The sequence below is a fragment of the Rhizobium sp. BG4 genome (assembly GCF_016864575.1).
Classification (GTDB): domain Bacteria; phylum Pseudomonadota; class Alphaproteobacteria; order Rhizobiales; family Rhizobiaceae; genus Rhizobium.
Genome location: NZ_CP044127.1, coordinates 375636 through 388307, shown reverse-complemented (window position 1 = coordinate 388307; position 12672 = coordinate 375636). Strand labels below are relative to the sequence as shown.

At 57.5% G+C, this 12672-nt stretch carries 13 protein-coding genes; 7 read left to right on the top strand and 6 right to left on the bottom strand.

Annotation, left to right across the window (positions count from 1 at the left end):
- Positions 1 to 20 precede the first annotated feature (20 nt).
- The 3 genes from F2982_RS29555 to F2982_RS29545 all read right to left on the bottom strand — a co-directional run bounded on the left by F2982_RS29555 (position 21) and on the right by F2982_RS29545 (position 2507).
- Positions 21 to 710 (bottom strand): VWA domain-containing protein, encoded by a 690-nt coding sequence (locus tag F2982_RS29555; protein WP_203431596.1) that lies wholly within the window; start codon positions 708 to 710, stop codon positions 21 to 23.
- Entirely contained in the window at positions 677 to 1375 is a 699-nt protein-coding gene (locus F2982_RS29550; RefSeq protein WP_203431595.1) for a pilus assembly protein TadG-related protein, read from the bottom strand. The genes F2982_RS29555 and F2982_RS29550 overlap by 34 nt, the downstream gene beginning before the upstream one ends.
- A gap of 493 nt (positions 1376 to 1868) precedes the next feature.
- Positions 1869 to 2507 carry a L,D-transpeptidase gene (locus F2982_RS29545; protein WP_148195175.1) on the bottom strand — a complete coding sequence of 213 codons (639 nt, stop codon included), beginning with the start codon at positions 2505 to 2507 and terminating at the stop codon, positions 1869 to 1871.
- 679 nt (positions 2508 to 3186) lie between these two features.
- Between F2982_RS29545 and F2982_RS29540 the strand changes: the two genes are divergently transcribed.
- Positions 3187 to 3447 carry a hypothetical protein gene (locus F2982_RS29540; protein ID WP_203431594.1) on the top strand — a complete coding sequence of 87 codons (261 nt, stop codon included), beginning with the start codon at positions 3187 to 3189 and terminating at the stop codon, positions 3445 to 3447.
- Between the two features lie 1040 nt (positions 3448 to 4487).
- Here F2982_RS29540 and F2982_RS29535 read toward each other — a convergent pair.
- On the bottom strand, positions 4488 to 4898 hold the full coding sequence (locus tag F2982_RS29535) for a response regulator (protein ID WP_112715981.1): 411 nt from the start codon (positions 4896 to 4898) through the stop codon (positions 4488 to 4490).
- Positions 4899 to 5254: 356 nt separating this feature from the next.
- On the opposite strand from F2982_RS29535, the gene F2982_RS29530 reads away from it, so the two are divergent.
- The 5 genes from F2982_RS29530 to F2982_RS29510 all read left to right on the top strand — a co-directional run bounded on the left by F2982_RS29530 (position 5255) and on the right by F2982_RS29510 (position 9956).
- A complete protein-coding gene (locus tag F2982_RS29530; protein ID WP_112715985.1) occupies positions 5255 to 5473 on the top strand; it encodes a hypothetical protein in 219 nt (72 codons plus the stop codon).
- A 243-nt stretch (positions 5474 to 5716) separates the two neighbouring features.
- Entirely contained in the window at positions 5717 to 5917 is a 201-nt protein-coding gene (locus tag F2982_RS29525) for a hypothetical protein (protein ID WP_203431593.1), read from the top strand.
- A 2610-nt stretch (positions 5918 to 8527) separates the two neighbouring features.
- Positions 8528 to 8926 carry a DUF1236 domain-containing protein gene (locus tag F2982_RS29520; protein ID WP_112715989.1) on the top strand — a complete coding sequence of 133 codons (399 nt, stop codon included), beginning with the start codon at positions 8528 to 8530 and terminating at the stop codon, positions 8924 to 8926.
- Positions 8927 to 8986: 60 nt separating this feature from the next.
- Positions 8987 to 9568 carry a BA14K family protein gene (locus tag F2982_RS29515; protein WP_148195172.1) on the top strand — a complete coding sequence of 194 codons (582 nt, stop codon included), beginning with the start codon at positions 8987 to 8989 and terminating at the stop codon, positions 9566 to 9568.
- A gap of 28 nt (positions 9569 to 9596) precedes the next feature.
- Positions 9597 to 9956 (top strand): response regulator, encoded by a 360-nt coding sequence (locus F2982_RS29510; RefSeq protein ID WP_112715993.1) that lies wholly within the window; start codon positions 9597 to 9599, stop codon positions 9954 to 9956.
- A gap of 745 nt (positions 9957 to 10701) precedes the next feature.
- Here F2982_RS29510 and F2982_RS32240 read toward each other — a convergent pair.
- Both F2982_RS32240 and F2982_RS32235 read right to left on the bottom strand, forming a co-directional pair.
- The gene (locus F2982_RS32240) at positions 10702 to 11250 is read right to left on the bottom strand and encodes a substrate-binding domain-containing protein (RefSeq protein ID WP_246777765.1); all 549 of its coding nucleotides are present in this window, start codon (positions 11248 to 11250) and stop codon (positions 10702 to 10704) included.
- A complete protein-coding gene (locus tag F2982_RS32235) occupies positions 11172 to 11726 on the bottom strand; it encodes a LacI family DNA-binding transcriptional regulator (RefSeq protein ID WP_246777755.1) in 555 nt (184 codons plus the stop codon). The genes F2982_RS32240 and F2982_RS32235 overlap by 79 nt, the downstream gene beginning before the upstream one ends.
- A 121-nt stretch (positions 11727 to 11847) precedes the next feature.
- Between F2982_RS32235 and F2982_RS29500 the strand changes: the two genes are divergently transcribed.
- Positions 11848 to 12672 carry a phytanoyl-CoA dioxygenase family protein gene (locus F2982_RS29500; RefSeq protein ID WP_112715997.1) on the top strand — a complete coding sequence of 275 codons (825 nt, stop codon included), beginning with the start codon at positions 11848 to 11850 and terminating at the stop codon, positions 12670 to 12672.

The following is a 12672-nucleotide window of genomic DNA, read 5'->3' as shown; positions in this document are numbered from 1 at the left end:
GCCGCGTGATCTGCGGCGCACTACATTGTTAGCCGCGGCGTGATGATCTGCCCGGCGATTGTCTTGAACACGTCCACCAGCTTGGCGGAATCTTCCATCGCATAGGCTTTCGAACTGTCGGAGGCGCAAGACGCGAGGCCAGCGGCTGTCGGGCCCGTGACGCCGACGGCCACCGTAAAGATCGTGATGCCGGCCGCCTTCGCATTTGTGCAGACGCTGGACATCAACGCATTGGCCTTTGCGGCGTCGGTCCCTGTGTGCTGAAGGTAGTTCGACTTGTTAGGAGACAAAGTGTTGGCGCCATCGGTCATTAAGACAATGAATTTGCTGAGGCCATTACCCTTTGGAAGAGCTTCCTCCATGGGCATTTGCGAAGACAGGGTGTTCCAACCCCACAGGATGCCCGCAGGAATATAGGTCTCGTCCTTAGCAGCCATCTTAGATATCGCCATGCGTAACGAAGTATAGTTGTTGGTCAGCGGCATGACGACCGACCCGCAGGTGGTATTCTGCAGCCCAGTATATTTGGTCGCCGGTTGAACGTCGTTGACGTCGAGCGGACTTGGCCGCGAACCGACGCAGCCGTTCCAGGTATAGTTGAAAGTTTTATCGGAGCAGGTGGTGACGGGCTCGTCATATGTATAGCTGTCGCATTGCTCCTTCTGCCCCGTCGTGGTCACGCCGTCATTCGTAGTGGTGGTCGGAACCATTTTGCAGCCCGACTTGGACAGGAGTTTTTTCGAGGTAGTGCAGGTATTTCTGACCTCAGACGTATCATTAGGTACACTAAGCCAAGGCTGCCCCGGTTTTCTGTCCCGACGTTAACGTATCGTGAGAACGGCACCAGCGAGAAGCGAGCATTCACATTCGATGCCGTCTCGAAAACCTTAAGCAAGGAGTTCGCTGCCGCCTTCAGATCTGTCAGCTTTTGACCAGACATCGATCCGGTATTGTCGAGCACCATCGAAACCTCGATCTTCTGATAGCCGGAGCGCACTGATTGCGCAGAAACGGCGACCTCGAGGTTGTCTTGGAACAGGATCTGACCGATCGTCAGCGGAACACGGGTCCTGGCGTTCAGGGTAATGTAGTTGGACGCCGAGACCTGGAGATCGTCGACACTGGCAGACTTGGCTAGATCGCCGCTCAGATTGGCAATGAAAACACGGGTTGCTTCTATTTTCATGTTGTCGACCGACGTCGACGGCATTGATGCCGCAGCGAGGACGGCGGCATCCGCTGCAGCTTGCAAATCGGCCTTTCGTGACAGGGCCATGGAGAAGTCAGTCGCCATCCCAGCGGCCCCAATCAGTGGCACGGCGACGATTGCGGTCATAACCGCGAAATTACCTGACTTATCTTTCCAGATCGACATCGTTCACCCCGCAGTTCTAGGTGGTTCAAATTGAAGTGAAAGCGTTTAGCATTTGTTAAGAAGAGATCCGGGTGATCCCGAATGAACGCGAGGAATGGCCGGCCAAGGCGCGCCGACGGAGCGACGCCAGTCGGCGATAACGTCTCCTTGGGCCAGACGGCTAGGACAAAGCAGCCGGTCCAGGAAAGAATGCACCAGTACCAGTTGGTTCGGACGGCGCGTCTGGGGCAGGCGCAAAAGCAAATGGCCCGGGCGCCGGGTGGGGGAGCCGGTCCAGGTCGTCATAGCGTCCCGGGCGGCAAAAGCTCTAGCGGTGGCGGCGGCAAGGGTTCCTGCGATGGGGATGCTGTGAAGGGCCCCGGCAGCCATTTGGCTGGAGTTTGTAATGTGCAAGAAAAGCGAGGGTCAACGTTTCAAACGGTGCTGCTGCACAGCCTTGTTGACCGCCGAGGGTCAGTTACTATGAAGTGGGCGGATGGTGAGGGGCAGGACGCTATCGGACAATGACCTTTGTTCCGGTCTGGACCAGCTCGTACAGCTCCTCCACGTCCTGCCGGTACATCCGAAAGCAGCCACTTGAAGCCTTTGTGCCGATCGAGGACGGATCGTTGGTCCCGTGAATGCGCAACAGACCATCGGCAAGGTAGATCGCGCGCGTTCCCAGCGGGTTTTGGGGGCCAGGGGCGACGACCGCGGGCAGCCGCGGGTTTTTTTCCCGCATGCTTGCGGTCGGTCGCCATTCCGGATGTTCGCGCTTGGCGACCACCCGCGTCGTTCCAAACCACTGTTTTCCCTCCCGTCCGACGGCGATCGGGTAGACGAATTGCTGTCCCTGCGACGTCGTGTAAGTCAGCGTTCTGCGGCGTGTTGAGATTTCGATGGTGCCGCGGCCGATATTGATCGACGGCCGTTGACGCTCCAGCTCTGGCGCCCGATAGCGCGGTTCCCGATACCCGGGTTCAAGATAGCGCTGGTCGTTCTCATCGTAGGGAGGCGGCGGATACGGACTGTACGGGTCGTCGTAGCCATACCCGTCATAATCTCCGTAATCCTGCTGAGGGGGGTAAAACTGCGCATTGGCGTTTCCCGCGAAGAGCGCGCTGCACAAGGCAAAGACGACCATCGATTTCATGTAGAGCCACCGAACGTTTTTCATCGATTGGACCGAATTCTGTGGCAGCACTATGACGACGACTACGCAGTGCGAGCTTTCGAGATGTTGATCCGACCGAGACTGTCTGCATCCTCGGTCTCGAAGGAAATCCGGCGGGCTCGCGAAGTCTCTGCAAGCGCCCAGATTTGCCGTCCCTTTTTAGGGCGAGTTTCAGGAAAGGTGCAAAGAGTAGTGCTAAGTGTTCGTTAATGCCCGCGCTCGAGACACCACGGCTCTGCCTCATCGTCGTCGCCAAAATGTCCGTTTGGAAAAAGCCGACGCTTGCGCATCGCAAGGCGTTTACTCAGCCGATCGGTGGCCGCAGCGGTCTCTTGACCGGCTGATCCTCGTGCACTGCCCGGAGTGATCTCCGTTTTCGGACGTCAGTTCAGCGAGCTGGGTCGACCTTTCTATGCCAGCCGACAGCGGCGCGGGTCGAGGCCGCGCTTTAGGCGTCCCAATCAACATCGGAACAACGCCGTTGGATGCAGGTTAGGTTGATGAGCGTTGCGTTTTCCTAACTCAGGATGCGCAGCATGGTAAGTCACGGCAGCTCGCAAGGTCAGAACGTCAACGCTGGCTTGTCGGATTTTCAGGCTCTTACGCTCATGCGCGCAACGACTAATCAGCGGCGTCCATGACGCTGAGGCAGGGAAAGATGCAACGATTTTACCGTGTGGACAGTCAAACAGCACAAGCTTATCCGGGGCATCTCATCGTCGTCTGGGGCGACGTTGAAAGGATAGTTGGTGAAGTGGTTCCTATGGGTCATACTTCCCGCGGCCAAACGGAACCCCTTGAAGCTGCAATCCATAACGCCCTCCTTATAAAACAGCGTGACGCGCTGCCCATTGCGGTGCGAGATGATTTGGGGCTGTGGCCGCCGAGGCTCGGTCAGTTGGTTGTTTGGGATCCATGAGAGTATTGAGAGATCAAGTTAATGATCGCTGTTATAGCTTTCACGCCTGACATTGCCGCGCTTAGCGCTGCCACATCGGCCGCCCTTAGGAAGCCGGCTGCATCAAGATGCGGTGGCAATGTTTCATGGCGTGGTAGGGTGCATGCTGACTCGCTCGCTTTTCACCTCAGGCGGCCAATCTGAGCCATGCAGAAGGGGTGGATGAGCGAGTCATTTCGATCAATACTCTTATTGTCGAGGCTGCTTACTTTTTGCCGCCTGCATCGCCATTCGTATAAGGTACTCAATGAGCTTCTCGCCGTCGCCGCGGACTGCCTTGCACGACTTCGATTTAGCTGATTTGCCATTTATTCCTCGTGCTCGCAGGCTCGGGAGACGCCACTTTAGCCAGGTGCGGCCTAAAAGGCATGGGCATGCTTTCGCCGCCGGCAGCCAACCTAGGGCACTTTGCTGTCCGTTTCGGCTTAGCCCATCATGGATGTGCCGGGCAATGATCAGTCCGCTGTCTGCTCGTCATCTGCGCACGATGCTACCGGCATATGACCCATCTTCAGCGCAAGAGGCCACAGCCGGCGTTTCTTCCATCTTTTCTTCGCGTTCGCCGCCATTGGATTCGTATCGCCTGTGACCGGCTCAACTCCCCGAGGATTGAGTTCAACTCCCCCTGTCCGGCGATGGAGATGGCTCTCGGCCCAAACCGGAAGCCCTGTAAAACCGGCGGTAGCAACGCAAGGCGCCTCAGGCGATGTTGAACGACGTTCGGGAGCGTTCAACGGCGGCCCGCTTTGTCGGTAACGGATTTCACCGACAGCAAAAGGAAGCGAAAGCTAACTTAAAGCTTTCCACGGGGCGCGCGACAGCGGCCAAGGACTATCTACAACAGAAGGAGCATTTCGCCCGGGGTTGGGGCGCCCGCATGGAAAATTTAGGGGCAGACAAAAGAACCGGCGGGTGGCAATTTCCGTACATTCGGCAGAGTGAGAGGTTTGATCGGCCCGGCGACGAACTCCTGGCTCTGCTCTGGCCGGATAGCGGCGCCGTCACGCGAACCCGACGAGAGAAGGGGGCGGCACTAGGCTCTCTCCGCTCCGTCTGGCGGCAGCGTAATCGAGCGCGGCCACGACCTCTGCACCAGAGAGCGGCTTTGCCACCACACCGACTGCACCGGGAAATCCCTTCGAAACGATTTCTGGTGACGCCGTCGCGAATAGCACCGTGACATTCCAGCGCTCTGAGAGCATTTTGCCGATCGCCGTTCCGTCTTCCTCATCAAGATGAATGTCGACTATCGCGACATCGACATGTTCCGCCAGTCGAGCCGCCTCAATAGCATTTCGGGCATGTCCGCAAACCTCGTAACCTCCTGCCATCGCCGCCTCCTCGATGGTCATAGCCATCTCAAGGTCGTCCTCGACGATCAGAACCTTGATAGGTCCTCTAACAGGCTCCATGGCATCACCTCGGTTCTAAGCCCAATGCCATCATTCACGGCATCGCAACAACGAGCATGACAGCTCCGACCAAGAGGATGACAAATAACGTGACGATTGTCCAAAAAGCGAGCCGGAAGCCCTTGGAGAATTGGATACTTTTCCAATCCGTCTTCGGGGAGGGGCTGGTTCCCAGAGAAGTGTCGGTGTGCAGGTATCGGGACATAGTGTTCGGTTCCAGTTGGCGCATGGTGAACGGGCGGTAACCGCGAATGTTCCTCTCCCGACTGGTCACGGCTGCGAATGCCTGAATTGAGTAGTTGCTTATACGCCGACAGGCGTTACGCTTACGAAGGCCCAGCATAGAGGTATTGCATATGGATGCTCTCTCCAGGAAAACGGTCGGTATCGAAGACAGTAAGATATTGGTGACGATCCTCGATCAGTGGTGTGCTGCAAATCCGGCAGCGTCGGGAGGTAGCGAAGCGCGAGCAAAAGCTGAGGAACTTGTAGACTGGTTCGAATTCGGCATTTCGGATGCGAATGAATTGGTTGATCTGATCCATCGAAAGCATTGGCAGGTTTCGACAATTTGAGAATAGCTCACGTAAGCATCTCCGATGATTTTTCGACGACGGGATGCCAAAACGACAGGCTCTTGAATCGTCTCGTTCCCGGGTTGCGAGTGTCGATAAGGAACATTCCTGGGACAGTCGACACGGCAGGGGATGACGGGCGGCGTCCTTTCAACTTGTCGTCCACGTCGGCCCGGGAAACTGGCCGCAGCGGTCTCGGTAGAGTGCAAGCAAACCGTAACGCCTTCCTGCTAGCGTTTTAGAATGGAAACCCAAATCATCAAGTTCGGCCTCAGCACGCCCACTCTCGTCATCATTCAGGACGAAATGCCGAAATCGCGGGTTATCAACCTCCTGATTGATCACGTCGTCGACGACGAGGACGCGAGGGCAGCCATCGAGCTCGTCTGCGGCTCTCCGCGGGCCGTTATGATGGCAATGGATGGTCCTTCTGGTTTGCAATGAAGGACGCGATCTTACACTGACAGCGCAACGTGTCTTCCTTCGCGGTTCGAGCGAAAGCCATTGGTTCTCATGCCCCGACTGCTATGACATGCATCAGAAGCTTTCCAGCCCGGACTCGCCAATGCCAAGATTGCGCGCCGAGCTCATATGGTTTTGAACGTAATGCGAGATGACGCCAGCCCCGCTTGGCTGCGAAGATGGGTTGCGAACCCACTCATTTGAGGATGAGACGGCCGTTTCATTGTGTCCGACAAGCACGGACGGCAACTCCTGCGATATTGGCGAGCGGCGTAAAGCTGTCCACTTCGTCGTGAGTAGCGCAATCTCCTGTGAAAACATTGCCGTAGAGAGAAAAGTGATAGAGGCCTCCCGTTAACAGGGCCAGATCCCGGTCTGGCCTTCATTTCTGTTGAAACGAAGAGTGCCCACTGATGGCCAATCGGAGGGATCGCCTCCGTAGGCAGAAATATATGCGACAACCCAGTTGCTTTGCACGCTTTACCTGGTCAACGAGCGCTTTTACGCTGACTGCCTGGCGCCAGCCCTATCCAACTGTAAGTGTTTGGCATGGTTCGCATCACGATCGCCGGCGTTTGCCGCAATGACGGTCATGTTGGAGGCATCCGGGGCCTGGTCTGAGCGCCGGCCCGCTAACAGAAGGGCGTTGAATGGACGCAGGCAATAAATAGAGGTTACAATCGCGGCGGCCAGCTGTACGCCAGTGCGCAGGATGCGACATTTCGACAACGGCCCTTCGGACCGTCGTGAAACCTGCCTTTGAGCACGCCACTCAGGACCGCCTATCCTTCGTTTCCATCGCTGATGAAGTTCGTATCACTACCGTCGGGTGCCGGATTTGCAATGTCTGTGACAGAGACGGGAACTTCTTGCCGCCGCTTTTGCCGACGGACCTCCGCCGTTGAAGATACAGGGTCGGTTATAGAAGGTTGCGCCTGAACTTGGTCCGGTAGTTCCGTGGCATTGCTATCGGTGCGGATCATAATTTCCTCCTAGTTTTGTTTAAACCCGCACGAGTGCTTCCAGTTCCCAAGCGCCACCGGCCTAAGATGCGGAGTAGAACTAAAAACTAATTGCACATCAAAACGCCCGGGCTGCTTCGGCCAAGGGAAGCTGTTGAGCGCCGGGGGAAAATGATCAGGCACTGCTGGATCAACGTCGGCCTGGACGTCATACCTGCGACCTACTCCTGCAAGATGATGCCCATCTCGTTCGTATTATCAGCCGATACGATAGGAAGGGTTTGAATCTCATACCGGTCCGAGCCGGTGCGCGGTAAACCGATCAGGCCACCGTCACGAAATCGTGGCTCAGCTTTTGGATCAGGTCCAGGGGGCTCGTATAAGATAGAATTTCAACGTGGTTCAGGTTTGTCGCAGTTTCAAAATTGGAAAGACCGGGTCGGTATATGAGGCTCACCGGGTTGTCGTCCGAACCTCGACACGCACTGTCGGACGAGAAACTTGCTAGTGTTCTGCCGGCTTAGCTCACGGTGAGCGCAATGACCTTAATATTTCGTCTGAGGCGAGAAGATTGTCGGATATCTGAGCGAAGCGTCGGTAAGGGCGCGCGGCTGGACGCTAGCTGATGCGAGAAGAGGGCTCACGCTGCGATCCGCCCAGCAAAGGATGCCTGAGGCGGAGGACGGATAACGGAAACTCGTGCATAAAACCGAGCCTAATTCCCTGGCCGCTGGGCGAGCTCGACATCTTGTGCTGCAGCAACGCTGATTACGACTAGTCCTTCTAATTTCACCGTGCGCCGGAACTTGGGACCATGCGCTGCGTTCGGCGCGTGAGGAGAGCAAACATGTCTGTTCCAAACGAACCTATCGTCCCGCCACAATCGCCATCACCGATCGACAGACCTCCGCAGGATCCTGATCGTGTTCCCGCAGACGAACCCGTCCGCGATCCGGATCCCGACGAGCCAGCCAGCCCGTTCAGTCACACCACATCGCATTGCCCGACTTGGGGCCTGATCTGCAGGGGCGTTCGCCTGCAGCCGGAAGATTTCCGGCAAACGGCTTGAGTTGCAGAGCCAAATCTGGCGTTGGATTGAACGGCCGCGCGGTGGTCTGGCCAGTGTGAATTGTCTGGGCTGTGAAGCGGTGCGGCAGTGACGCCGCCACACCAGCCGCGGGGGTGGGCGTTCCGCCGCACGTTTGTCCTGACAGATACACCCATAGAGGGTGCTGCCTCGAAGCTGCAGATCTTTTAATGTCGTTTAGACGCCGCATGCGCCCGAACCCGAAAAGAGTGCGATTGCGATTGACAGGCACGATGCCATGCTTCGGACAGCTCGGTCGTTAAAGCGGATGACCGCGACAGGGGCGACCTCGGATGCCCCTGACGCGTGCGGAAACTCCAGAGATATGTTGTTCGGCCAAAGCCCAAGCAGCTTCAACCTGATCAGGGACCGTAGCCCCTGCTGTTAAACCAGTAGGATCCAGTCTTCAGCTGGCGACTTTTTGGTCCGGCGGTGCATCCGAGTGGCTTAATCTCGGACCAAGGTCGGGGGTAGGGAACAGCTAATCGCCTCGCTCGTTCTTTGGCAGCGGTCAGATCAGACCGCGTCCAAGGAGAGGTAAAAATGCTCACGAAAATCTCGATAGCCGCCACCCTGTCCGCAGCGCTCCTGTCAGGCACAGCATTCGCTCAGTCGTCGACCGTCAATGGAGCCGCTGGCGGAGCGGTCACCGGCGCGATCGTCGGCGGCCCGGTCGGCGCAGCCGTGGGTGGCGTTGCAGGCGCCGTGGTCGGCACAGTCATCGATCCGCCGCCGCAGAAGGTGGTGACCTATGTCCAGGAAGCTCCGGCTCCGACCACGCGGGTCGTCGTAAAGGAGAAGGTCGTGGTAGGTCAGCCGCTTCCTGAAACAGTCGTCGTCACGCCCGTGCCGGACAATCCGACCTATTCCTACGCGATCGTTAACGACGAACGGGTCATCGTCGAACCATCTTCGCGCAAAGTTGTCCAGATCATCAATTGACGTTCGGCGGGCGCGGGTCTGCCGCGCCCGCCATTTATGTCCCATCAGGAAAACTGCACTATGAAAGCAGTCGCTTCATTGGTCTTTGGCATCGTCTGCGCAGTCGGCGCCGGTATTGTGGGAATTTCAGCAGCTTCTGCTGTGATGTCCAATCCGGAAGGCCAGCATTTAACGACACTCTCCGAGCCTGATCTCTGGACCTCTGAGCCTGTGCGGATAGACGTTGCAAAGCAACAATATGAGCGGGTCGAGCCCGTCTATTCGAGCTACGTCACCGATCACGCTGGTGCCAGGATTGCGACGAAGACCCCGGTCGAACGCAGCTTGGAGGCGGATAGTGTACAGGAAAAGGTGGCCACAGCTGCAGCTCATCGCGACTGGTGCGTGCAACGATATCGCTCATACGATGAGGCCGAAAATACATATCGAAGCTTCAGCGGCGAAACACGGACCTGCGTATCGCCCTTCGCACCGCCATCTGCGGTCGCTCAGAGTGCAGACGAGGATCGGGCCACAGCAAACGTAGCCTGGTGCGCTGCACGCTACCGCTCTTATCGCGCCAAGGATAACACTTATCAGCCCTTCGACGGGCCGCGTCGCGCCTGCGTGCCATCAGCGCGTCAGGAAATAGCAGCAAATTGATGAGCTGTTTCAGAGCAAGGGGATCGCTATGCGGCTTTTGATTGTTGAAGATGAAGTCGACGTGGCTCTCACGATCGAGGATGTGGCCCTAGGCTTAGGGTTTGAAGTGGTTGGAATCGCGACCAACATGCAGGAAGCTCTGGAGATAGCTCCAGAAACGGAGATTGCGCTGGTCGACTTGCGGCTTGCCGATGGCATCACAGGTCCCGCAATCGCCCGCGCGCTTGTCGCCGGCTGGAATATCGGCGTGGTTTTTGTGACCGGCAGTCCTGAACTGAACGAGGAGGTCGATGGTCTGCTGACGATCGAAAAGCCGGCCACTCCGGACGTTGTCAAAGCCGCGCTTCAGGCAGCGGCGAAGTGGAGACGATCTCACGCCCACGCCTGACGCGCGGAGGCCGGCGAAAGGAGGTGGCTTTTCCGGAACTTTGGCGGTGAATCAAAAAGACGTGACACCATTTGCCGTACTGAAGTCGTCCTGCCGCATGAGGAATCCGGGCTGCGGCTCGAACTGGAAGGCCAACGCGTCAGCGACCATTACCAGCCTGTCACACAATCGCTGGATGCGCTGCTTTGAAGATTGATCGGCTTGGAGTCAGCGGCTTTATGTTTCAGGTGGCGCGGGCGAATGCGGTCACGGAGTGGCCACTGCGAGAACTTTTGTCCAACCGTCCAGCTGTTACGCCAATTTTGTCGAAGACGGTTGTCCCGACCGAAATCGATGCCCCGTCCTTCAACCGTTGCAGATGGCGCAGTGCTTCAATCCCTCTACTGATATACCGGAAGGTTCAGGGCGATGACGCCTTCCGGTTCATAAAAACCCTCGATCTCAGCAAGCAACTGTCCCTGTGGCGAACGACTGGCGCTTTACTGCGGAACTTACCGCGGAAACCTTCTCGAAACCCTTGCCTTGAGCGATCCGGCTTCCCAGGGAGGCAGGCAACCGCTTAAGCGTCATTCCAAACGTGATCGGCCCCCGTTGCCTCGAACGGCTCAATTCCCAACGCAGCGGTCTCAGGTTAGTCAATTCTCCGGTCTGGACATGCAGCGAGGTGATAAGCGTAGAGGCGACGCAGTCGGGCCCCAATGTTAACCGAGAGCCGGTGCCGGGGTCGCCGGCGGCAGAGCCGAAGTCATTCAGCCGTGCGGCGATCATCGCCACCGATACGCATCACCGATGCCCGGTTGACCAGGGCGCAATCGGCTTTTCTAACCTGTTGTTTCGCCCCCCTAGCAGATGATAGCGATGCGATAGCCCACCCTCCCATCGTCCGATGCGGAAGGTCGACGCTCGTTAACTGCGGTCTTATCTGCCGACAAATCTCGCTGTCGTCGTAGCCGACAACCGAGATATCGTCAGGGACCTTCAGACCCATGTCCAGCAGCGCATTGAGGCAGCCGAGTGCCATCTGATCGTTCTGACAGAAGATTGCCGTTGGCGGCGTCTTCAGGGACATCAGCTGGCGCGTCGCGTCATAGCCTGAGGAGGGCGTCCAGTTTCCGCGCACAACATAATCAGGAACCTCGTCCAAGCGTCGCTCTGAAAGCGCCAGCCGGTAGCCGGCAAGACGAAGACCCGCCGCTTCCATAAACATCTCCCCAGTTATCGTCGCGATCCGCTGGTGGCCACGGTCAAGTAGGGTAGCAGTGGCGCGCCGACCGCCAGCGAGCTCGTCGGGAATGATTGAGGGATACTCGCCCCCGATGTGTAGCAGTTCAGAAGGACCGCGGGCACTGGGAGCCTGCGCATGGCCGGGCTCAATTCAACCGGCCGGGTGAAGACTGACATGAAGACTATTCCGCCCACACCGGCCGCAAGCAGACGCTCGATAGCCAGTTCTTCATGCCTTTCACGGTCGAGGCTTTGGGCGACAAGTATCGTCACGTCCTGATCCCACGATACGATCCGCGCCCCTTCGATTGCATTGATTGCTTCAGGCGTCGTTGCAAGCTGATCAACGATGAAGCCGACGGAACTTCCACGAAGGTTGTCGAGGCCCGACCGTCTGACCGGCCCTGACACCCCGTAGCCGAGTTCGCGAGCCGCAAGGATGACGCGAGCCTTGAGCTCGGCAGAGATCTGCACCTCGGTGACGTCGTTTAGCACCAGCGATACCGTTGCCTGCGAGCAGCCCGCGGCCTTCGCCACATCTGCCATTGTCACTCGGCGGGGCGATTTGTCTCGTGGTCGTCCGTTCAAAAGCGCACCTAATATTTATTAGCTTGACTGAAACTTATTAGTACCGCTACCGTACCTACAGTTCAAGGAGGATAACACGATGAACGACAGTGCAAAAATTCTCAACGATGCACAGACGCTGCGGACGGATGGCATCGTCGGCTTGAAGGGGGCATTTGCGCCAGAATGGGCCGATCGTATGCGCGAAGACATGATGACGGCTTTTTGGGAAGCGATCCAGCGTCCAGGCGGCGCGGTGGGCCGAGGTCCGCGACGGTGGTATGTCGAGCTACATCCGCAGGCCTTCGGCGGATTTGTCGATCTTATCACCCATCCATGGGTCGTAGCACTTTGCACCGAAGTTCTGGGCCCCAGTTACCAGATTGTCGAAATTGGGCTCGATGTACCGTTTCAGGGAGCGAAGTTCCAGCCGTGGCATCGGGATTTTCCATCCCCACGCGACACGTATGAAGAAAAGAGGATCACCTCGCTCGCTTTCAACCTGACGGGGGTCGACGTGACCGAAGACATGGGGCCGTTCGAAGTTGCTCCAGGCACACAGTATGACGACGGCAGGGAATGGAAGCATGAGATGTTTCCGGATAAATCGCTGTGGGGGCGCTTCAACGAGCGAGCCGTTCGGAAATATCCACGACGTGGCGACATTTCTTGCAGATCGGCACTGACGGTTCATCGCGGCACCGAACATGGCTCGCCCATTGCCCGTCCGGTCATGGTGTTGGGGGTCGACGCGCCAGGGGCGGGTCATGCCGAGATGCATGACATGATGGTGACACGCGATTGGTACGAGGCACTGCCCGACGTTGCGCGAGATCATCTTGTCTGCCGGGTTGTCGATGAGCTCGTCCCGATCACTCAGAAGCACGATATCGAAGGCCTTGTCATGGGGGCCGATCCAACTTGA